Source organism: Ferrovibrio sp., from assembly GCF_029255545.1.
Classification (GTDB): Bacteria; Pseudomonadota; Alphaproteobacteria; order Ferrovibrionales; family Ferrovibrionaceae; genus Ferrovibrio.
Genome location: NZ_JANLJJ010000018.1, coordinates 20,260 through 41,154 on the forward strand (window position 1 = coordinate 20,260; position 20,895 = coordinate 41,154).

Consider the following 20,895-nt stretch of genomic DNA (forward strand, 5'->3'; position numbering starts at 1 on the left):
TGGGAAGGGTACCTTGCCTAGCGGTTGACGCGCAGCAGGAAGGCATCCGGGATCTGCTCCGGGCATTCGCTGAAATGCGGCTCGAAGATTGCCGAGAAGCCCGGTTTCGAGCGCGTGTCGAGACACCATTTCTTGCCATCGGTGCCCTTCAGCGACAGGCCGCCGGCCTTGATGTCCCACAGTTGGGGCAATTGCTCGAGCATCGTGGTGTTGAGCGCACAGGCCGAGACCACCAGCAGCTGGCTGCGCGGTTCCATGGCCAGGCAATAGGCGGGATTGGCGGCGAAGAAGACCTGATAGCCATCCTGTTGCAGGGGCCGGCTGACGAAAAAGCCCTGGCTCTGGTTGTCGATGTTGAACTCGCAGGGCGACAGCAAAACGGCGGCGCGGATGCGCTTGGGGTCGTTATTGACCAACTGGGCCGTGAAGCACTGGTTGTTGGCGGTTCCGGCGACGATGGCGAAGCGTTTCAGGGCCGGAACATCGCGCGGCAGGAACTCGTTGACGGTCGTCTGGGCGGCAGCGCCGGTGGCCAGCAACATCGCGCATAAAAAGAGAATTGCCCGCATGAAGGCTTTCTTTTGGTTGCATCCCGCCGCAGGAAGCAGTGTTTCGGCCACGGCACCCTGCTGCGTCGATGTGTAAACGGACAGGGGGTTGGAGACAAGTGTAGATCGAAGGAATATTAAACGAACAAAGTATGAATTTTATAGGATCGATTTAGGCGCAAGTGCCCGTGATCATTGGCTCGAATCGCCATATCAAACCGTTAAAATCCATTGACGCCCATATAGGCCCATGTTATCCCATCTCATCCCAGATCGTGGGCGCCCAATGGGGGTGCGCGACCGGGAATTGCAGCTTGGGGGCGGCTGAGTGGAACTCTTCCTCTCAACCTTTCGGAACAGGATCGACGCAAAGGGACGGGTGTCCGTGCCGGCGCCGTATCGTGCTCTGCTGTCCCGCAAGCAGCCGGAAGGCGGACTGATCCTCGGTCCCGACATTTCCGCCCCGGCCCTGGTCGCTGGCGGCCGCGACTATCTCGACGGCGTCAATCGCCGGATCGACGAACTGCCCGACCTGCATCCCGAGCGCGAGATGCTGATCGACGGCCTGCTGCCCTTTCTCAGTGAACTGAGCCTCGACCAAGAGGGGCGCATCCAGCTCGGCCCGCAATTCCTGGATCATGCCGGCCTCGCCGTGCCGGGCGAGGCGGTCTTCGTCGGTCGTCGCCATTCCTTCCAGATCTGGGAACCCAAGGCCTGGGATGCCCGCGCCGCCGAGGCGCGCGCCAAGGCAGCCGCCTATCTGCGCGGGGAGAGTAAATCGTGAGCGCGGCGGGCCGTTTCCGCTCCTCGACAGAAACCGGCCACGAAAAAGCCGCAAGGACAGCGCATCTTTCGGTGATGTGTGCGGAAGTGGTGTCGGCGCTCAATCCTCGTGCCGGCGACCTGGTGGTGGACGGTACGTTCGGTGCGGGTGGTTACAGTTCAGCCCTGTTGGCGGCGGCGGAGTGCCAGGTGATCGGCATTGACCGCGACCCTCGCGTCCGCGTTCATGCCGACCGGCTCAGCGCGTTATATCCCGACCGTTTCCGCCTGCTGGAAGGCTGCTTCGGCGACATGGCCGAATTGCTGGCCGCCATTGGTATCGCTGCCGTGGATGGCGTGGCGCTCGATATCGGCGTGTCGTCCATGCAGCTCGACCAGGCCGAACGCGGCTTTTCCTTCCAGCAGGATGGTCCGCTCGACATGCGGATGGGCGTGGCCGGCGAGACCGCGGCCGATATCGTGAATACCCGTGACGAGGCCGAGCTGGCCGACATCATCTTCCTCTATGGCGAGGAGAGGCGGGCCCGCGCCGTGGCGCGCGCCATCGTTTCTGCCCGCGCGGAAAATCCGATCACCCGCACACGGCAACTGGCCGAAATCGTCGCCCGTGTGGTACGGGCCGCACCGGGCATCCATCCGGCGACCCGCACTTTCCAGGCGTTGCGCATCGTGGTGAATGACGAGCTGGGCGAACTGAGGCGCGGCCTGCTAGCGGCCGAGAAACTGCTCAAGCCGGAAGGCCGCCTGGCCGTGGTGTCGTTCCATTCACTGGAAGACCGTGTGGTGAAGCGTTTCCTGGATCGTCGCAGCGGCAAGCAGGCCGGCGCCTCGCGTCATCTGCCACAGGCTATCGGCGAAGCGCGCGCGCCGTCTTTCGTGCCGCTGCACAAGGGCGCGCTGGTGGCCGGCGAAGCGGAAATCGCCGGCAATCCGCGGGCGCGTTCGGCCAAGCTGCGGGCTGCGAAACGCACGGCCGCACCGGCCTGGCCTGACGACGACATGCGGGAGGCAGCATGAGCCGCGGCCTCTCCCTGATCGCTCTGCTGCTGCTCGCCGCGGTCTCCTTCGGCCTTTACCAGCTGTCCTATGAAGTGCAGCGGCTGGAGGAAGAGCTGATCGAGATGAACCGCGCTCTGAGTCAGGAGCGCGAAACGATCGGCGTGCTGCAGGCCGAGTGGAGCTATCTGAGCCGGCCGGAATACCTGCAGGATAAGGCGCAGCGCCTGCTGCAGATGCGGCCGGCCACCGCCAAGGATATCGTTGCCATCGAGGCTTTGCCCTGGCGCCAGGATCGTGGCCAGCCGATGTCGAATATGCCCGCGCCGGCATTGCCGCCCATGGCCGCGGCGCCGGCTGCGGCGCCGGCCCAGCCGGCGGCTGTTCCCGCCGCGCCGCCAGCTCCGGTCGTGCCACCGGTGCAGGTTGCCGCCAAGCCGGAGGCGGCGCCCGCCCAGGCAAACGATTTCGACGCCGAAGTGGCGGCCGTGCTGGGCGCCATGCAGCGTCCGGGCAATGACAAGCGGAGGGCTCCGTAATGGCGCTGCTTCGCCGTCAGCTGAAGCCCAAACCGCCCTGCACGCCGGCGGATATTCCGGGCAGTCCTGCCCTGGTCCGGCTGGAAGGTGCCGCCAAGCAGGCGCTGGATGCCAGCCGCGGTCGCCTGGTGATCGGCATCGGCCTGTTCTCGCTGGCTTTCATCCTGCTGGCCGGACGGCTGGTCGAGCTTACGGTTTTGCGCGGCGCCGCCGAGCCGGTGGTGGCGCGCGGCGTCAATCCGGAACTGATCGCCAAGACCGCGCTGATGGAACGCCAGTCGATCGTTGACCGCAGCGGTAATATCCTGGCGACCAACCTGAAGATCGCCTCGCTCTATGCCGATCCGCGCAAGGTGCTGAATCCGAGCGAAGCAGCGACTCGCCTGGCGCAGGCGCTGCCCGAGCTCGCCACCGGCGAGGTGCAGGCCAAGCTGATCTCGGGCAAGAGCTTTGTGTGGCTCAAGCGCGGTTTGACGCCGCGTGAGCAGTATGAGGTCAACCGCCTCGGCATTCCCGGCCTGTATTTCCACAACGAACAGCGCCGCGTTTATCCGCAGGGCCCGCTGGCGGTGCACGTGCTTGGTTATACCGATATCGACGGCAAAGGCATTTCCGGCGTCGAGCAGTATTTCGACGAGCAGTTGCGCGATCCATCGCGTACCGGCGACCCGCTGGAGCTGAGCATCGACCTTCGCGTACAACATGTGGTGCGCGACGAAGTCGCCAGGGCGGTCGAGGCTTTCAACGCCATCGGCGGCGGCGGCATTGTGCTCGACGTCCATACCGGCGAGGTAATCGCCATGGTCAGCCTGCCGGATTTCGATCCGGCCGAACCCGGCACGGCCAGCAAGGATGCGCGTTTCAACCGCATCACGCTGGGCGTTTACGAGATGGGCTCGACCATGAAGACGCTGAACACGGCGATGGCGCTGGATTACGGCACCGTCAAGCTGAATGGCGGTTACGACGCCACGCATCCGATCCAGATTTCGCGCTTCACCATCAAGGACGACCATGCCAAGAAGCGCTGGCTGAGCGTGCCGGAAATCTTCATGTATTCGTCCAATATCGGTTCGGCCAAGATGGCCGTCGACGTCGGCCCCGAGCGCCAGCGCGAGTTCATGCAGCGCATGGGCATGCTGAACAAGCCGACCATCGAGCTGCCGGAAGTCGGCGGTCCCCTGGTGCCACGCAACTGGAAGACCGTCGAGACGATGACCATTGCCTTCGGCCATGGCCTGTCGGTCACGCCGCTGCAGCTCGCCACTGCTACCGCTGCCATCGTCAATGGCGGCGTGCTGCATCCTCCCACCCTGGTCAAGCGGCCATTGGGCCTGCCGGCACCGGGCCGTCAGGTGATCCGCCGCGATATCAGCGACACCATGCGCAAGCTGATGTTGCTGGTCGTCGAGGAGGGTACCGGCAAGAAGGCGGAGGTCGACGGCTATCTGGTCGGTGGCAAGACCGGCTCGTCGGAAAAGGTCAACGACCGCGGCGGCTACAACAAGAAAGCTAATTTCAACACCTTCGTGGCCGGCTTTCCGATGCATAACCCGCGCTACATCGTGCAGGTGATGGTCGACGAACCGAAGGGCAACAAGAGCACCTACGGTTTCGCCACCGCCGGCTGGACTGCCGCGCCGGCTGCTGGCCGCATCATCAGCCGCATCGCGCCCTTGCTGGGCGTGCCGCCGGTGGATGAATCCTCGCCGGCGCTCAAGCAGGCGATGTATGTGCCGATCCCGGGCCAGCCGCTGCCGAATTTCAGCAATCCGAATGTCACCATCACCGGCCGGACGCAGGAGAAAAAACTTGCGTCTCAGTGACCTCTGCGCCGACCTGAAGCTCGACCCGCGGGCCGCGGCGCTGGATGTCGCCGGACTGACGGCCGACAGCCGCGCGGTGCGCCCGGGTTATGTCTTTGCCGCATTGAAGGGCGTGCAGGCCGATGGTCACCGCTTCATCCCCGACGCGCGCGCCAAGGGCGCCGTGGCGGTGCTGAGCGACCATGTCGATCCGGCCTATGCCGACCAGATCGCCTTTGTCACCGATGCCAATCCGCGTCGCCGGCTGGCCTTGATGGCGGCTGCCTTTTTCAACGCCCAGCCGAAACACATCGCTGCCGTCACCGGCACCAACGGCAAGACCTCGGTGGCCAATTTCGCCGCTCAGATCTGGCAGCGGCTCGGCCTGAAAAGCGCCAGCCTTGGCACGCTTGGCCTGCATGGCGCCGGCCTGAATGAGGCGGTGGCGCATACCACGCCGGATCCGGTGCGGCTGCATGAACTGCTCAGCATTGCCAGGGGCGCGGGCATCGATCATCTGGCGCTGGAAGCCTCCAGCCATGGCCTCGACCAGTTCCGCCTCGATGGCGTCGCGCCCGAAGCCGCGGCTTTCACCAACCTGACTCGCGACCACATGGACTACCATCCGACGGTCGAAACCTATTTCGCCGCCAAGCTGCGGCTGTTCGATACGCTGCTGCCGGAAAAGGGCGCGGCGGTGATCAACATGGACAGCGATTTCGGCAAGCGGGTGGAAGAGGTCTGCCTGCGCCGCGGTCACCGCCTGATCCGCTACGGCCTGCTGGGCCGTGAACTGAAGCTGCTCTCGGCGATGCCGCATGCCGGTGGCTTACAGGTTGAGGCGGAAGTTTTCGGCGTGCGCCGCTCGGTCGATCTGCCGTTGATCGGCGGTTTCCAGGCAGGCAACGTGCTGGCGGCCTATGGCCTGGTGATCGGTTGCGCCGCCCATCCGGCGGCAGCCTGGGAAACCCTGGCAGGCCTTGAGGGTGTGCCCGGCCGCATGCAGCAGGCGGCGCGCCGTGCCAATGGCGCCAGCGTCTATGTCGATTACGCCCACACCCCCGATGCGCTGGAGACCGTGCTGAAGGCGGCGCGGCCACATGCCGCGCAGCGGCTGGTGGTGGTGTTCGGCTGTGGCGGCGACCGCGATCGCGGCAAGCGGCCGCTGATGGGCGCCGTCGCCACCAAACTGGCCGACCGCGTCTATGTCACCGATGACAATCCGCGCAGCGAGCAGCCGGACGCGATCCGTGCCGCGATCATGGCGGCAGCAGGCGGCGCCACCGAGATCGGCGATCGTCGCGCCGCAATCTTTGCCGCGGTCAGCGAACTCAAGGCCGGCGATCTGCTGCTGGTCGCCGGCAAGGGGCATGAGCAGGGCCAGATCATCGGCAGCGAAACGCGTCCCTTCGCTGACCTGTCCGTCGCGCGCGAAGCCGTGTCTGCGGCGGATGCAGGGTCTGCTTCGGGCAGCGCACCATACGGGGGTAAATATTAATGGAAGCTTTCGCGCTCTGGACCTCCGCCGAAGCCGCCTCCGCCACCCATGGCAACAGCGACGGCTTCTGGACCGCCACTGGCGTTTCGATCGACAGCCGCAGCGTTGCGTTCGGCGACCTGTTCATCGCCCTGCGCGGTCCGAATTTCGACGGCCATGTCTTTGTTGCCGATGCATTGGCCAAGGGCGCGGCGGCAGCGATGGTGGACCGCGATCCGGAAACGCTGCAGGCCGGCACTAACCTGTTGCGCGTGAAGGATACCTTCCAGGGGCTGAACGATCTGGCGGCGGCGGCGCGGCAGCGTTGTGGCGCGAAGGTGATCGGCGTCACCGGCAGCGTCGGCAAGACCTCGACCAAGGAAATGCTGCGCCTTGTGCTGGCCGATCAGGGGGCGACGCATGCCACGACCGGGAACCTGAACAATCAATGGGGCGTGCCGCTGACGCTGTCGCGCATGCCGGTCGACAGCCGTTATGCCGTCATTGAGATGGGCATGAATCACGCCGGCGAAATCCTGCCGCTGTCGAAGCTGGCGCGGCCGCATATCGCCATCATCACCGCGGTCGAGGGCGTCCATCTGGAGAATTTCGCCAGCATCGAAGGCATCGCCGATGCCAAGGCGGAAATCTTCGCCGGCCTGGAACCGGGCGGCATCGCGATCGTCAATCGCGACAATCCGCATTTCGAGCGCGTTGCCGCCGCTGCCCGTGCCGCGGGCGCCGCCGAAGTGATCGGTTTCGGTGAGCATCCACAGGCCCAGGCAAAGCTGGTGAAGTATGCGCCGCATAGCGCCTGTTCATGTGTGGCCGCCGACATCCTCGGCCACCCGATGACCTTCAAGATTGGCGCGCCGGGCCGCCATTGGGTGCTCAACGCTCTTGGTGTGCTGGCCGCGGCCCATCTGGCCGGCGCCGATCTGGCGGAGGCCGGCATGGCGCTGGCCGGCGTCACGGCGCCGAAGGGTCGTGGCGAGCGCCATAAGTTCGACTGGCGCGATGGCGGCAGCGTTGAGCTGATCGATGACAGCTACAATGCCAGCCCGCCCAGCATGCGGGCGGCCATCTCGGTGCTGGCCATGGCCAAGCCGGGCGTGGCGCGCGGCCGCCGTATCGCCGTGCTGGGCGACATGCTGGAGCTTGGTCCCGATGCCGAAGCCGCTCATGCCGGGCTGGCCGAAGACCTGGTGCGCGAGAATATCGACCTGGTTTTTGCCGCCGGCCCGCTGATGCGCGCGCTTTACGAGGGCCTGCCAGCCCAGAAGCGTGGCCACCACGCCGCCAATTCAGCCGAACTGGTGCAGCCCCTGCGTCGGGCCATCCGCGGCGGCGACGTGCTGCTGGTGAAGGGCTCGCTCGGCAGTCGCATGCGCCTCATCGTTGACGATCTGCTGACTCCGGCGCCGCAGCCGCGCGCCGCCAACGGCTGGTGACAAGGACACCGACAGAATGCTGTATCACCTGCTGTATCCCCTGGCGGACGAGTTCAACATCCTGAACCTGTTCCGCTACATCACCTTTCGCACCGGCGGCGCGATCCTGACCGCCATGGTGTTGTCCTTTGTGATCGGTGAGCCACTGATCAACTGGCTGCGCGCCAAGCAGGGGCGTGGTCAGCCGATCCGTGACGATGGTCCGGAAGGCCATCTGGTCAAGCGCGGCACGCCCACCATGGGCGGCTTCCTGATCCTGCTCGGCATCGGCGTCGGCACGCTGCTCTGGGCCGACCTGACCAATCGCTATGTCTGGGTCGTGCTGCTGGTCACTTTCGGCTTCGGCCTGATCGGCTTCTATGACGACTATCTCAAGGTGACCAAGCAGAATCCGAAAGGCGTGCCGGGAAAGCTCAAGCTGGCGCTGCAGATCGTGATTGCCGGCATCGCCGCCGTCTGGATCAACCAGATCGCCGCGGCGCCGCTCAACACCAGCCTCGCGGTGCCCTTTCTCAAGGACGTGTTGCTCAATCTCGGCTGGTTCATGATCCCGTTCGCTGCCTTCGTGATGATCGGCGCGTCGAATGCCGTGAACCTGACCGACGGCCTGGACGGTCTGGCCATCGTGCCGGTGATGATCGCCGCCGCCAGCTTCGGCCTGATTTGCTACCTGGTCGGCAATACCGTTTTCGCCAACTACCTGCAGATCCACAATGTCGCCGGCGCCGGCGAACTGGCGGTGTTCTGCGGCGCGCTGGTCGGTGCCGGCATCGGCTTCCTGTGGTTCAACGCGCCGCCGGCCATGGTGTTCATGGGCGATACCGGTTCGCTCAGCCTGGGCGGCGCGCTCGGCACCGTCAGCGTGATCGTGAAGCATGAGCTGGTGCTGGCCATCATCGGCGGCCTGTTCGTGCTGGAAACCGTGTCGGTGATGGTGCAGGTGGCGAGCTTCAAGCTGACCGGCAAGCGCGTCTTCCGCATGGCGCCGCTGCACCACCATTATGAAAAGAAAGGCTGGAAAGAGCCGACCATCGTGATCCGCTTCTGGATCGTCGCGGTGATCCTGGCGCTGGCCGGCCTGTCCACCCTGAAGCTGCGGTGATGCCGGCATGATCGCACTCACGCATACACGCGGACAGACCTGGGCGGTGTTCGGCCTCGCACGCAGCGGGCTGGCCACGGCGCAGGCGCTGGTTGCCGGTGGCGCGGAGGTGCGATTGTGGGACGACAACGAGGCGTCGCGGGCCGCGGCTGAAGCAGCCGGGTTCCGCGCCACGCCGCTGGACGAAGCTGCCCTGGCCGGCTGTGCCGGACTGGCGCTGGCACCTGGTGTGCCGCTCACGCATCCGATGCCGCATCAGGTGGTTGCGAATGCCCATCGCGCGGGTGTGCCGGTGCTGGGCGATATCGAATTGCTGTTGCGCGAACTTAAACCGGCAATCTATGGCGTCACCGGCACCAACGGCAAATCCACCACCACGGCCCTGCTGGCGCATGTGTTGTCAGGTGCGGGGCGCAGGATCGCACTCGGCGGCAATATCGGAATGCCTGTACTGGCGCTGCCGCGTCTTGGCATGGGCGAAGGCATCTATGTGCTGGAGATGTCGTCATTTCAGATCGACCTGACGCCCGGGTGGCAGGCGCGGATCGCGGTGCTGCTCAATATTACGCCGGACCATCTTGACCGCCATGGCAGCCTGGAGAATTACGCCGCCATCAAGGCGCGGATTTTCGCCGGCCAGGGCGCGGGCGATACGGCGGTGATTGGCGTCGATGACGAGCATTGCCGCGCCATCCATGCTGCGCTGGTTGCCCAGAATAGTGGCCGCCACATCGTGCCGGTCTCCATCGACCGCATTCTTGAAGACGGCGTCAGTGCCGTGGGCGGCAGGCTGTATGATAATGGCCGCGAGGTCTTCGCGCTGGATTTCCCGGCCCTGCCAGGCGCGCATAACGGCCAGAATATCGCCTGCGTCTATGCCGCCGCCCGTGCCGCCGGACTGGATGCGGGAGCCATCCGCGCGGGCATCGCCTCCTTCCCGGGCCTGAAGCATCGCCTGCAGCGTGTCGGCAGCATCGACGGCATCGCCTGCATCAACGATTCCAAGGCCACCAATGCCGATTCCACAGCCAAGGCGCTGGCGTCCTTCGAGACGATCTACTGGATCGCCGGCGGCAAGGCCAAGGAAGGCGGCATCGCCAGCCTGAAGCCGTTCTTCCCGCGCATCCGCCATGCCAGCCTGATCGGCGATGCGGCATCTGCCTTCGCTACCACGCTGGGCGACGCGGTGTCGCATACGCTGTGCGGCACGCTCGACAAGGCACTGGACGATGCGCTGGCCGCGGCGAAGCGCGACAGGCTGAAGGATGCCGTCGTGCTGTTGTCGCCGGCCTGCGCCTCCTACGATCAGTTCAAGAGTTTTGAGCATCGCGGCGATGAATTCATCCGGCTGGTGGCCGGCCGTGGCGGCCAGGCGGAACAGGGGGCGGCGGCATGATCACCTTCTCGCGCACCGATACCTCCGTGCTCGGCCGCTGGTGGTGGACGGTCGACCGCTGGCTGCTGGTTGCCATCGCCGTACTGATCGCCGTGGGCACCGTGCTGACCCTGGCAGCCTCGCCGGCGGTGGCCAACCGCATTGGGTTGGCCAGCTTCCATTTCGTGCAGCGTCAGCTGGTTTTTCTGATGCCGGCCCTGTTGATCATGATCGGCACCTCTCTGCTTGACCCCATCGGCGTGCGTCGCGTGGCCACCATCGTCTTCCTCGGGGCGCTGTGTGGCGTAGGGCTCACCTTCTTCATGGGCATGGAAGTGAAAGGCGCGCATCGCTGGATTTCCTTCGGCGGCGTCTCGCTGCAGCCGTCGGAATTCGTCAAGCCGGCTTTCGCCGTGGTGGCCGCCTGGCTGTTTTCCGAATGGCGCAAGGGCACCGGTTTTCCCGGTTGGGCGATCTCGACCGGTTTGTGCGCCCTGGTGGTCGGCCTGCTGCTGCTGCAACCCGATCTCGGCATGGCGGTGGTGGTCTGCGCCGTCTGGCTGGCGCAGTTCTTCATCGCCGGCCTGCCCATCGTGCTGGTGCTGGCGCTGGGCGGCCTCGGCCTGGCCGGCATCTTCGGCGCCTATCTGGTCTTCCCCCACGTGGCCAGCCGTATCGACAGGTTCATCGATCCGGCCAACAAGGAGAATTACCAGATCGAGCGCGCCATGGAGGCTTTCGCCACAGGGGGCATCTGGGGTCGCGGGCCGGGCGAGGGCGCGGTCAAGAGCGTGCTGCCCGACGCCCATACCGATTTTATCTTCGCCGTGGCCGGCGAGGAATTCGGCCTGTTTGCCTGCCTGTTCATCGTCGGCATCTTCGCCTTTATCGTGCTGCGCTGCTTCTCGCGCCTGATGACCGAGAACAACCTGTTCGTGCTGCTGGCTGCCGCAGGCCTGACCACCCAGTTCGGCCTGCAGGCCGTGATCAATATCGGCGTGAACCTGCATCTGCTGCCGACCAAGGGTATGACCCTGCCATTCATCTCCTATGGCGGCTCGTCGCTGCTCGCGCTGGCCTTTGCCATGGGCATGCTGCTGGCGCTGACGCGCTGGCGGCCCGACAGCGGAGCGGTGCGATGACTGCGGCAGCGGATACCCCGATCCTGCTGGCGGCCGGCGGCACCGGTGGCCATGTCTTCCCGGCCGAAGCGCTGGCGGCCGAGTTGCTGCGCCGGGGCCATCGCGTCGGCCTGGTGACCGATACGCGCGGCAAGGGCTTCGGCCAGTCGCTGCCGGAACTGCCGCTGTATCGCATTCCGGCCGGCACGCCGAGTGGCCGCAGTTTCATGGGCAAGCTGTTCAGCGTGGTCGAAATCGCGCAGGGCGTGCTGGCGGCTTTGTCGCTGCTGGCGCTGACCCGGCCGACTGCCGTGGTTGGCTTCGGCGGCTATCCGTCGCTGCCGCTGCTGCTGGCGGCGCGGCTGAAGAAAATCCCGATTCTCATCCATGAGCAAAATGCCGTGCTCGGCCGGGTCAATCGCCTGGTGGCAAAACGGGCCGCGCGCATCGCCACGTCATTTCCTGCCACGCATTTCCTGCCGGCCCAGGCCGCCGTCACCGTCACCGGCAATCCGGTGCGGCCGGCGATCCTGACTGCCGCCGACGTGCCCTATACGGCGCCAGAGCAGACCCTGCGCCTGCTGGTGATGGGCGGCAGCCAGGGCGCGCGGGTATTGTCCGATGTGGTGCCGGCCGCGCTGGCGCAACTGCCGGCCGAGATGAAGCGCCGCCTGCGCGTGCAGCAGCAATGCCGTCCGGAAGATCTTGAGCGCGTGCGCGCCGCCTATGCCACCGCCGGCATTGCGGCCGAAACAGCCGGGTTTTTCAGCGATGTGGCCGACCGCCTGGCCGCTGCGCATCTGGTGGTCAGCCGCTCGGGTGCCAGCAGCACGGCGGAGATCGCTGTGGTCGGCCGGCCTTCGCTGCTGGTGCCCTATGCCCACGCCACCGACGACCACCAGACCGCCAACGCCCAGGCGCTGGCCCAGGCCGGTGGTGCGCAGGTGATCGCCCAGGACAAGTTCACCGTTGAACGCGTGGCCGCCGCTTTCGCCGATCTGCTCGGCGATACGGCGCAGCTGGCCGACATGGCGGCTCATGCCCGCAGTGTGGGCCGGCCACTGGCAACCCAGGCGCTAGCCGATCTGGTCGAGCGCGCCGTGGCCGAACAGCGCAATCCGCAGCCGCAACCGGCGGCGGCGAAGGATCAGTCCCAGTCAGCGAACCCGTCAGTGAAAAGGACCGCGGCATGAGAGCTTTGCCGCTCGATATCGGTATCATCCACTTCGTTGGCATCGGCGGCATCGGCATGTCGGGCATTGCCGAGGTGATGCACAATCTTGGCTACCAGGTGCAGGGTTCCGACCTGTCGGCCAATTACAACGTCAAACGCCTGCGCGATCTCGGCATCACCGTGTTCGAGGGGCACCGCGAAGAGAACATCGCCAATGCCGAAGTGCTGGTAATCTCCTCGGCGGTGAAGCCCGACAATCCGGAAGTGAAAGCGGCCCGCGCCCGCCTGATCCCGGTGGTGCGCCGCGCCGAGATGCTGGGCGAGCTGATGCGCCTGAAATGGGCCATCGCCATCGCTGGCACCCATGGCAAGACCACGACGACCTCGCTGGTCGCCGCTTTGCTGGAAGCCGCCGGCATGGATCCCACCGTGATCAACGGCGGCATTATCAATGCCTATGGCACCAATGCCCGCCTTGGCGCCGGCGAATGGATGGTGGTGGAAGCCGACGAGAGCGACGGCACTTTCCTGAAACTGCCAGCCACCATCGCCGTGGTCACCAATATCGACCCCGAGCATCTCGACCATTACGGCACCTTCGACCGCGTGCGCGAGGGCTTCAAGCAGTTCGTCGAGAGCATTCCATTCTATGGCTTTGCCGCGCTGTGCATCGACCATCCGGAAGTGCAGGCGATGATCGGTCGCATCACCGACCGCCGCATCGTCACCTACGGCTTCTCGCCGCAGGCCGATATACGCGCCGTCAATGTCCGCTTCGACAACCGCGGCGCCCATTACGACATCCTGATGGCAGATCGTGCCCGCGGCGAGAGCGACATCGTTGCCGGCGTATATCTGCCGATGTTCGGTCGCCACAATGTTCAGAACTCCCTGGTCGTCGCGGCCATTGCCCGCGAAATGGGTTTTGGCGCCGACGTGATCAAGCGCGCCCTGGGTGGTTTCCGTGGCGTGAAGCGCCGCTTCACCATCACCGGCGAGGCGAACGGCATCACCGTGGTGGACGATTACGGCCATCATCCGGTGGAAATCTCCGCCGTGCTGGCCGCCGCGCGGCTGGCGGTCGGCGATCGGCCGGAAGCCAAGGTGATCGCCGTGGTGCAGCCGCATCGTTACACCCGCCTGCGCGACCTGTTCGAGGATTTCTGCGCCTGCTTCAACGATGCCGACACGGTGATCGTGGCCGATGTCTATGCTGCCGGCGAGGCGCCGATCGACGGCGTCAGCCGCGAGGCCCTCGTGGAAGGTCTGCGCAACCGCGGCCATCGCCGTGTGCTGCCGCTGCCAGCGCCGGAACAGCTTGCCAGCATCATTGAACAGGAAGCCGTGCCCGGCGACCTCGTGGTCTGCCTCGGCGCCGGCAGCATCACCACCTGGGCGAATGCCCTGCCGGGCGAATTGCAGGCCCTGCAGGCGAAGGAGCAGGCATGATGGCCGCCGAACAGCTCCGGCATGACGACCTGATCGCGCGGCTGCCCGCCGTGCGCGGTCGGCTGTCGGCGCAGGCCGGCCTTGCCGACATCACCTGGTTCCGCGTCGGCGGTCCGGCGGACGTGATGTTCCGCCCGGCCGACCGCGACGACCTGATCGCCTTCCTGAAGAACAAACCCGCCGATGTGGCGGTTACCGTGCTGGGCGTGGGCTCGAACACCCTGGTGCGCGACGGCGGCGTGGATGGCGTTGTGATCCGCCTGGGCCGCGATTTCGCCATTGTCACGGCTTGCGACAATAACGAAATCGAGGCCGGCGCCGGCGCACTGGACGTGAATGTGGCGCAGACCGCGCAGATGCATGGCATCGCGGGGCTGGAATTCCTGCGCGGCATCCCGGGCACCGTCGGTGGCGGCCTGCGCATGAATGCCGGCGCCTACGGCACCGAGTTCAAGGACGTGCTGGTCTGGGCCGAGGCCGTGGATGTTCAGGGCAACCTGCATCGCCTGTCACCCGCCGAGATGAAATTCGGCTATCGCCATTGCGGCGTGCCGGAGGACTGGATTTTCCTGGGCTGCCGCCTGAAAGGCCGGCCGGGCGACAAGACGGACATTCAGGCGCGCATGGACGAGATCCAGGCCGCCCGTGAAGGCAGCCAGCCGATCCGCTCGCGCACCGGCGGCAGCACGTTTGCCAATCCGGAAGGACACAAGGCCTGGCAGCTGATCGACGCGGCCGGCTGTCGCGGCCTGGTGGTCGGCGATGCGCAGGTTTCCGAGCAGCATTGCAACTTCCTGATCAACCGCGGCAATGCCACCGCCACCGATCTGGAGACGCTGGGCGAAACGGTGCGCCGCCGGGTGAAGGAAACCAGTGGCGTGGACCTGCGCTGGGAAATCAAGCGTATCGGCAGGCAGAAGGATGGCGGCCATGAGTAAGCACGTCGCGGTCCTGATGGGCGGCTGGTCGTCGGAGCGCGAGGTCTCGCTCACCTCCGGCCGCGCCTGCGCGAAAGCCCTGCGCGAGGAAGGCTTCAGGGTTTCGGAAGTCGATGTTGGCCGCGATCTGGCCGAACAACTGGCCCGGATCAAGCCCGATATTGCCTTCAATGCCTTGCACGGCCCCTATGGCGAAGATGGCGCCGTGCAGGGCCTGCTCGAGATCCTTGGCATTCCCTACACCCATTCCGGCGTGCTGGCTTCGGCGCTGGCGATGAGCAAGCCGATGGCCAAGGATGTCTGGCGCGCCCATGGCCTGCCGATGGCCGAGGGCCGCGTGGTGCACCGCTCGGCCTTCACCGGCGGCGCCGTGATGCCGCATCCCTACGTGATCAAACCGCTGAACGAGGGTTCCTCGGTCGGCGTGCATATCGTCATGAACGGCGACAACTACCAGCCGCAGGACGATGCCGGCTGGCATTTCGGCGAGCATGTGCTGGTCGAGCGTTATATTCCCGGCCGCGAGATTCAGGTGGCAGTGATGGGCGACCGCGTGCTGGGCGCCATCGAGATCCGCGCCCATGGTCGTTTCTACGATTACGAAGCCAAGTATACCGACGGCAAGGCCACGCATCTGATGCCGGCGCCAATCCTGAAATCGGCCTATGACGAAGTCTGCGCGCTGGCGCTGAAGGCGCATCAGACTTTGGGTTGCCGTGGCGTGACGCGTTCAGACTGGCGTTACGACGATACCAATGGCGAACCGGGCAAATTCTACCTGCTGGAGATCAACACCCAGCCGGGCATGACGCCACTGTCGCTGGTGCCGGAAATCGCCGCGCACCAGGGCATCTCGTTCGGCCAGCTGGTGCGCTGGATGGTGGAGGACGCCTCATGCGGTCGCTAGTCGTGCTGCCGGAAGATCGTCCCTGCGCGCCCTGTGCGCCGAGCCAGCCGCCGGCGCGGCCCAAGGGTTACTGCCGGCCGCTGCCGCCGGCACGCCGCAAGCCCAGGTCGGTGCTGTGGCGGCGGCTGAAATGGGTGCTGCTGGGGGCTGCCCTGATCGGTCTGTCCGGCGGCAGCGGCTATGTCTGGTTCAAGACCGACCTGCCGGCGCAGGTCCGCCTGGCCGTACAGGACATGGCTGGCGAGGCGGGCGCCACCGTCGACATGCGGCTGGGCGAAGTCAACCTGCAGGGCCGTGTGCATGCCCCGCTGGAAGCTCTGGCCGAGGCCGTGGGAGTCGAACGCGGCGATCCGATGCTGTCGCTTGACCTGGATGCCATCCGCCGTCGTGTCGAGGGCATCGGCTGGGTCCGGCAGGCAACCGTATGGCGCCAGCTGCCCGATACGCTGCATATCGAGATCGTCGAGCGCGAGGCTTTCGCGCGCTGGCAGATCGACGGCCGCGTCTATCTGATTGATACCATCGGCAAGGTGCTGGAAGAGGGCGATCGCCCAGAATTCCATCATCTCTTCCTGCTTGTGGGCGCCGGCGCGTCCGACAAGGCGCATGACCTGCTCGACATGCTGGGTCGTGAACCGGTTCTGGCCAGCCGCGTCGTCAATGCGATCCGTGTGCGCGGCCGGCGCTGGGACATCGAATTCGACAACGGCATTGTCGCCCGCCTGCCGGAGGAAAATCCGGAACAGGCCTGGAGCCGCCTGATCGAGCTGGAACGGCAATACGGCCTGCTGCGTCGCGACATCAAGACCGTGGACCTGCGGCTGGAAGACCGCCTGACCGTTCAGCTCAACCCGGACGCCGAATCGCCGGTGCCGAAGGCAGGACCGGGCAGGAAACCGGCGGGGAAACGCACATGACACAACGCTTGGCACGCGAGGGGAAGTAAGCCATGGCTGTATCGCGCAATGGATTGATTGCCGCTCTGGACGTGGGCTCGTCCAAGGTTTGCTGCTTCATCGCCCGCGCCGATGGCGGCACCTTGCGGGTGATCGGCATCGGACACCAGCTCTCGCGCGGCCTGCGCAACGGCAACGTGATCGACATGGAAGGCGCCGAGCAGTCGATCCGGGCTGCAGTGGAAACCGCCGAGCGCATGTGCGGCGAGACCATCCGCGACGTCTATGTCAGCGTGAATGCCGGCAATCCGCAGTCGCACAGCGTTGGCGTCGAGGTCGACCTGGCCGGCCATGAGGTGACCGAGCATGATGTTGCCCTGGTGCTCGACCAGGGTCGCCGCCACGAACATCCGGGCGACCGCGAGATCGTCCATTCGATCCCGGTCGGCTATACCATCGATGGTTCACGCGGCATCAAGGATCCGCGCGGCATGGCCTGCGAGCGCCTCGGCGTCAACATGCATGTCATCACCGCGGGCTCCGGCCCACTGCGCAACCTGGCTACCTGCGTGGCTCGTGGTCATCTGCGTATTGCCGGCCGGATCGTCGCGCCTTTTGCCGCCGGGCTGGCCTGCCTGGTCGAGGACGAGATGGATCTCGGCGTCACCCTGCTCGACATGGGCGGCGGCACCACCAGCCTGGCGGTGTTCTACGACGGCCAGTTGGTGCATGTGGATATGGTGCCGCTGGGCGGCGGCCATGTCACCAACGACATCGCCCGCGGGCTTTCCACGCCGCTGGCCCATGCCGAACGGCTCAAGACCCTGTACGGCACCGTGCTGCCGAGCCCCTCGGACGATACCGAGACCATCGACGTGCCGCAGGTCGGCGAGACCGACGATCATGCCCATAACCAGGTGCCGCGCTCGATTCTCACCGGCATTATCAAGCCGCGTCTGGAAGAGACGCTGGAGCAGGTGCGCGAGCGACTCGCGCAATCGGGATTCGAGAAGCTGGCCGGCCGCCGCGTCGTGTTGACCGGCGGGGCCAGCCAGCTGCAGGGCGTGCGTGAACTGGCCGCCCGCATTCTCGACAAACAGGTGCGTCTGGGCCGGCCGATTCGAGTCGGCGGCCTGGCGGAAGCAACCGGCGGTCCGGCCTTTTCGGCCTGTGCCGGCCTTCTCTCTTATGCACAACAGCAGGCGGCTGAACGCACCATCCGACTGCCTGAACCAGAGCCCGTATCCAACGGCGCGATTTCGCGAATCGGCCGTTGGCTGCGGACCAATTTCTGACCGCGTGGCCAAGACGATGAACACCACACTCAAAACAACCAGCATCCACGCGGTTTTTGCATTGTCGCTTGCATCGCAACGCGACTTTGGTCATTGCAACAGTTAACCCTGGAGGAGAACATGGGTATCAATCTCACCATGCCGACCACGCGGGAGCTGAAGCCCCGTATCGTCGTCTTCGGCGTCGGCGGCGCCGGCGGAAACGCAGTCAACAACATGATCGCCGCCCAGCTCGAGGGCGTCGAATTCGTTGCCGCCAATACCGATGCCCAGGCGCTGAACATGTCGCTCACCGAGCGGCGCATCCAGCTGGGCGTTTCGCTCACCCAGGGGCTGGGCTGCGGCGCCAAGCCGGATGTCGGCCGGGGCGCGGCGGAAGAATCGCTCGACCAGATCCTGGAGCATATGCAGGGCAGCCATATGGCTTTCGTCGCCGCCGGCATGGGCGGCGGCACCGGCACCGGCGCTGCCCCGGTGATTGCCCGCGCCGCCAAGGAGATGGGCATCCTCACCGTCGGCGTTGTCACCAAGCCGTTCTCGTTCGAGGGCAGCCAGCGCATGAAGCTGGCCGAAGCCGGCATCCGCGAACTGCAGCAGTATGTCGATACCCTCATCATCATCCCGAACCAGAACCTGTTCCGGGTGGCCAACGAGAAGACCACCTTCGCCGATGCCTTCAAGATGGCGGACAACGTCCTGCAGTCGGGCGTACGCGGCATCACCGACCTGATGGTCATGCCGGGCCTGATCAACCTCGATTTCGCCGACGTGCGCTCGGTGATGAGCGAGATGGGCAAGGCGATGATGGGCACCGGCGAGGCCGATGGCGAGCACCGTGCCATCGAGGCGGCCGAGCGGGCGATCGCCAACCCGCTGCTGGACGACATCTCGATGAAGGGTGCCCGCGGCGTGCTGATCAACATCACCGGCGGTCCTGACCTGACTCTGTTCGAGGTCGATGAAGCGGCCAACCGCATCCGCGAGGAAGTCGACCCCGAAGCCAACATCATCGTCGGCTCCACCCTGGACGCCAACATGCAGGGGAAGATGCGCGTTTCCGTCGTCGCTACCGGCATCGATGCTGCTGCTCAGATGATGCCGCAGCCGCAGGCCAATCCGTCGCTGCGCCTGGTGACGCCGCCTCAGGCCAAGCCGATTGCCTTTGGCGCCATGCCCCGTCCGGCCATGCCGGCCCAGCCGGCCGTTGCCCAGGCCGTGATGGCGCCGCAGCCGATGACGGCTGGCGCCACGGCGCTGGCGATGCCCGAAATGGCCGCGGAAGCCGAAACCGGCATCGAATTGCCGGCACCGGCCGCATTACCGGACGCGGCAATGGCGCCTGTGGCCCAGCCTGTTGCCGAGCCGGCAGTCGCCGTCGCGGCAACGCCGGCCATCGAACCCCAGGCTCAGCCAGCCATGGCGCGGCCGTTTGCCGCCCAACTCGCCGAAGCCCAGGCTGCCGCGCCGCAGTTCGTGCCGCCGGCTGCGCAGGCGTTGCCGCCGCGCGCACCAGAGGGCCTGCGCCAGCCGAATCCCTTCGCCGAGGCCGACATGGTGAACAAGCCGGCCGAGCCGAAGAAGAAGGCCAGTCTGTTCGATCGCATCACGGGCGTGGCCCGTGGCCGCGCTGGCGATGCCGAACCGGCGCCGGCGCGTCAGGCCGAGCCGCAATTCACCCGCGTGCAGGCTCCGGCGGCACCAGCTCCGGCCCAGCAGGCTCCGGCCGCGACTGTCACCCGTACCGAACAGGCGCCGCGCCAGGCTGATCTGGGCCTGATCACCACGGCTGAACGCCCGGTTCCGAGCCGCCCGCAGGATGATCTGCTGGACATCCCGGCCTTCCTGCGCCGGCAGGCCAATTGAGTGTTAAAAAGTACAGTCGATACAATGAGTTAATAGGTATCGGCGGCGTTACAGTTAGAAACATAGAGTGATTTGTTGTTGCCGGGGGTGGTTGCTACAACCATCCCCGGTTTTGTTTTTACGCGGGTCGCCCGATTCGCTATTTCGGTTCAAGGAGTTCGCTGCGTGCTGACTGCTGGAAAAATTGCCCAGAAGACGCTGAAGAACCGCATCAAGTGCTCGGGTATCGGTCTGCATAGCGGCGCCAAGGTCCATATGGTGCTCAACCCGGCCGCGCCGGATACCGGCGTGGTGTTCCGCCGCACCGACCTGGCCGGCCAGCCGCTGGTCCACGCCCGTTATGACCAGGTTTCCGATTTGCGCATGTGCACCACGGTTGCCGCCGGCGAGGGTGTATCGATCGGTACCGTCGAGCATCTGATGGCCGCCCTGTCGGGTATGGGCGTCGACAATGTGCTGGTTGATCTCGATGGCCCGGAAGTGCCGGTGATGGACGGTTCGTCGGCTCCGTTCGTATTCCTGATCGAGTGTGCCGACCTGATCGATCAGGTGGCGCCGCGCCGTTATCTGAAAGTGCTGAAGAGCATCGAAGTTCGTGAGGGCAATGCCGGCGCCGCCCTGCATCCCGATGACGGCTTTACCATCGATTTCGAGATCGAGTTCGCCAACCAGATGATCGGCCGCCAGAGCGCCGAGTTCCAGCTCGAGCCTGGCCGCTTCAAGGCCGACATTGCCCGTGCCCGTACCTTCGGTTTCGTTCAGGAAGTCGAGCAGCTGCGGTCGATGGGTTTGGCGCGCGGGGGGTCGCTGGAGAACGCCGTGGTACTTGGCCATGACCGCATCCTCAATGACGATGGCCTGCGCTACGACGACGAATTCGTGCGCCACAAGATCCTGGATGCCCTGGGTGATCTTTATCTGGCCGGCGCACCGATCATTGGCCGTTATGAAGGCCACCGTTCCGGCCATGCGCTGAACAACAAGCTGCTCAAGACGCTGTTTGCCGACCAGAGCGCCTATGCCTGGACCACGCATGCCAAGGGTCGCGAAAGTGCCCGTCTCATGCCTGCGGCCGAGGCCGGCTTGCGGCAGCGCCCGGCAGTGGCTGCCGAAGCCGCGTTCTGATCAAGGGCTGAAATACTGCAGCAAAAAAGCCCCGCGCAAGCGGGGCTTTTT

General features: G+C 65.6%; 18 protein-coding genes. 17 read left to right on the forward strand and 1 reads right to left on the reverse strand.

Going from position 1 to position 20,895, the window contains the following annotated elements:
* Positions 1–17: 17 nt before the first annotated feature.
* Positions 18–569, reverse strand: coding sequence for a hypothetical protein (locus Q1J79_RS02685; protein ID WP_300296148.1), 552 nt, complete (start codon positions 567–569; stop codon positions 18–20).
* Positions 570–933: 364 nt separating this feature from the next.
* On the opposite strand from Q1J79_RS02685, the gene Q1J79_RS02690 reads away from it, so the two are divergent.
* The 17 genes from Q1J79_RS02690 to lpxC all read left to right on the forward strand — a co-directional run bounded on the left by Q1J79_RS02690 (position 934) and on the right by lpxC (position 20,844).
* The gene (locus Q1J79_RS02690; protein WP_300296151.1) at positions 934–1,332 is read left to right on the forward strand and encodes a hypothetical protein; all 399 of its coding nucleotides are present in this window, start codon (positions 934–936) and stop codon (positions 1,330–1,332) included.
* The gene (gene rsmH / locus Q1J79_RS02695; RefSeq protein WP_300296154.1) at positions 1,329–2,348 is read left to right on the forward strand and encodes a 16S rRNA (cytosine(1402)-N(4))-methyltransferase RsmH; all 1,020 of its coding nucleotides are present in this window, start codon (positions 1,329–1,331) and stop codon (positions 2,346–2,348) included. Before Q1J79_RS02690 ends, rsmH begins: the two co-directional genes overlap by 4 nt.
* Positions 2,345–2,866, forward strand: coding sequence for a hypothetical protein (locus Q1J79_RS02700; protein WP_300296157.1), 522 nt, complete (start codon positions 2,345–2,347; stop codon positions 2,864–2,866). The genes rsmH and Q1J79_RS02700 overlap by 4 nt, the downstream gene beginning before the upstream one ends.
* Complete coding sequence (locus Q1J79_RS02705) at positions 2,866–4,692, forward strand: penicillin-binding protein 2 (RefSeq protein WP_300296160.1); 1,827 nt, start codon at positions 2,866–2,868, stop codon at positions 4,690–4,692. Before Q1J79_RS02700 ends, Q1J79_RS02705 begins: the two co-directional genes overlap by 1 nt.
* The gene (locus tag Q1J79_RS02710; RefSeq protein ID WP_300296163.1) at positions 4,679–6,169 is read left to right on the forward strand and encodes a UDP-N-acetylmuramoyl-L-alanyl-D-glutamate--2,6-diaminopimelate ligase; all 1,491 of its coding nucleotides are present in this window, start codon (positions 4,679–4,681) and stop codon (positions 6,167–6,169) included. The genes Q1J79_RS02705 and Q1J79_RS02710 overlap by 14 nt, the downstream gene beginning before the upstream one ends.
* Positions 6,169–7,599 (forward strand): UDP-N-acetylmuramoylalanyl-D-glutamyl-2,6-diaminopimelate--D-alanyl-D-alanine ligase, encoded by a 1,431-nt coding sequence (locus Q1J79_RS02715; protein WP_300296166.1) that lies wholly within the window; start codon positions 6,169–6,171, stop codon positions 7,597–7,599. The genes Q1J79_RS02710 and Q1J79_RS02715 overlap by 1 nt, the downstream gene beginning before the upstream one ends.
* Positions 7,600–7,615: 16 nt before the next feature.
* Positions 7,616–8,701, forward strand: a complete 1,086-nt coding sequence (gene mraY, locus Q1J79_RS02720; RefSeq protein WP_300296169.1) for a phospho-N-acetylmuramoyl-pentapeptide-transferase — start codon at positions 7,616–7,618, stop codon at positions 8,699–8,701.
* Between the two features lie 7 nt (positions 8,702–8,708).
* The gene (gene murD, locus Q1J79_RS02725) at positions 8,709–10,097 is read left to right on the forward strand and encodes a UDP-N-acetylmuramoyl-L-alanine--D-glutamate ligase (protein WP_300296171.1); all 1,389 of its coding nucleotides are present in this window, start codon (positions 8,709–8,711) and stop codon (positions 10,095–10,097) included.
* On the forward strand, positions 10,094–11,218 hold the full coding sequence (gene ftsW, locus Q1J79_RS02730; RefSeq protein WP_300296174.1) for a putative lipid II flippase FtsW: 1,125 nt from the start codon (positions 10,094–10,096) through the stop codon (positions 11,216–11,218). The genes murD and ftsW overlap by 4 nt, the downstream gene beginning before the upstream one ends.
* Entirely contained in the window at positions 11,215–12,390 is a 1,176-nt protein-coding gene (gene murG, locus Q1J79_RS02735) for an undecaprenyldiphospho-muramoylpentapeptide beta-N-acetylglucosaminyltransferase (protein WP_300296177.1), read from the forward strand. The genes ftsW and murG overlap by 4 nt, the downstream gene beginning before the upstream one ends.
* Positions 12,387–13,820 (forward strand): UDP-N-acetylmuramate--L-alanine ligase, encoded by a 1,434-nt coding sequence (gene murC, locus Q1J79_RS02740; RefSeq protein WP_300296180.1) that lies wholly within the window; start codon positions 12,387–12,389, stop codon positions 13,818–13,820. Before murG ends, murC begins: the two co-directional genes overlap by 4 nt.
* Entirely contained in the window at positions 13,817–14,758 is a 942-nt protein-coding gene (gene murB / locus Q1J79_RS02745) for a UDP-N-acetylmuramate dehydrogenase (protein WP_300296182.1), read from the forward strand. Before murC ends, murB begins: the two co-directional genes overlap by 4 nt.
* Positions 14,751–15,665, forward strand: coding sequence for a D-alanine--D-alanine ligase (locus tag Q1J79_RS02750; protein ID WP_300296185.1), 915 nt, complete (start codon positions 14,751–14,753; stop codon positions 15,663–15,665). Before murB ends, Q1J79_RS02750 begins: the two co-directional genes overlap by 8 nt.
* Positions 15,653–16,582 (forward strand): cell division protein FtsQ/DivIB, encoded by a 930-nt coding sequence (locus Q1J79_RS02755; RefSeq protein ID WP_300296187.1) that lies wholly within the window; start codon positions 15,653–15,655, stop codon positions 16,580–16,582. The genes Q1J79_RS02750 and Q1J79_RS02755 overlap by 13 nt, the downstream gene beginning before the upstream one ends.
* A gap of 32 nt (positions 16,583–16,614) precedes the next feature.
* Entirely contained in the window at positions 16,615–17,856 is a 1,242-nt protein-coding gene (gene ftsA, locus Q1J79_RS02760; protein ID WP_300296190.1) for a cell division protein FtsA, read from the forward strand.
* A 120-nt stretch (positions 17,857–17,976) separates the two neighbouring features.
* On the forward strand, positions 17,977–19,719 hold the full coding sequence (ftsZ, locus tag Q1J79_RS02765; RefSeq protein ID WP_300296192.1) for a cell division protein FtsZ: 1,743 nt from the start codon (positions 17,977–17,979) through the stop codon (positions 19,717–19,719).
* A 165-nt stretch (positions 19,720–19,884) separates the two neighbouring features.
* Positions 19,885–20,844, forward strand: coding sequence for a UDP-3-O-acyl-N-acetylglucosamine deacetylase (gene lpxC, locus Q1J79_RS02770; protein ID WP_300296194.1), 960 nt, complete (start codon positions 19,885–19,887; stop codon positions 20,842–20,844).
* Positions 20,845–20,895: the final 51 nt, after the last annotated feature.

Excerpts from the sequence above, each read along its gene's own strand:
- Q1J79_RS02685 (WP_300296148.1), bottom strand. The coding sequence starts at position 569 with ATGCGGGCAATTCTCTTTTTATGCGCGATGTTGCTGGCCACCGGCGCT.
- Q1J79_RS02700 (WP_300296157.1), top strand. The coding sequence starts at position 2,345 with ATGAGCCGCGGCCTCTCCCTGATCGCTCTGCTGCTGCTCGCCGCGGTC.
- Q1J79_RS02705 (WP_300296160.1), top strand. The coding sequence starts at position 2,866 with ATGGCGCTGCTTCGCCGTCAGCTGAAGCCCAAACCGCCCTGCACGCCG.
- Q1J79_RS02715 (WP_300296166.1), top strand. The coding sequence starts at position 6,169 with ATGGAAGCTTTCGCGCTCTGGACCTCCGCCGAAGCCGCCTCCGCCACC.
- mraY (WP_300296169.1), top strand. The coding sequence starts at position 7,616 with ATGCTGTATCACCTGCTGTATCCCCTGGCGGACGAGTTCAACATCCTG.
- murD (WP_300296171.1), top strand. The coding sequence starts at position 8,709 with ATGATCGCACTCACGCATACACGCGGACAGACCTGGGCGGTGTTCGGC.
- ftsW (WP_300296174.1), top strand. The coding sequence starts at position 10,094 with ATGATCACCTTCTCGCGCACCGATACCTCCGTGCTCGGCCGCTGGTGG.
- murG (WP_300296177.1), top strand. The coding sequence starts at position 11,215 with ATGACTGCGGCAGCGGATACCCCGATCCTGCTGGCGGCCGGCGGCACC.
- murC (WP_300296180.1), top strand. The coding sequence starts at position 12,387 with ATGAGAGCTTTGCCGCTCGATATCGGTATCATCCACTTCGTTGGCATC.
- murB (WP_300296182.1), top strand. The coding sequence starts at position 13,817 with ATGATGGCCGCCGAACAGCTCCGGCATGACGACCTGATCGCGCGGCTG.
- Q1J79_RS02750 (WP_300296185.1), top strand. The coding sequence starts at position 14,751 with ATGAGTAAGCACGTCGCGGTCCTGATGGGCGGCTGGTCGTCGGAGCGC.
- Q1J79_RS02755 (WP_300296187.1), top strand. The coding sequence starts at position 15,653 with ATGCGGTCGCTAGTCGTGCTGCCGGAAGATCGTCCCTGCGCGCCCTGT.
- ftsA (WP_300296190.1), top strand. The coding sequence starts at position 16,615 with ATGGCTGTATCGCGCAATGGATTGATTGCCGCTCTGGACGTGGGCTCG.
- ftsZ (WP_300296192.1), top strand. The coding sequence starts at position 17,977 with ATGGGTATCAATCTCACCATGCCGACCACGCGGGAGCTGAAGCCCCGT.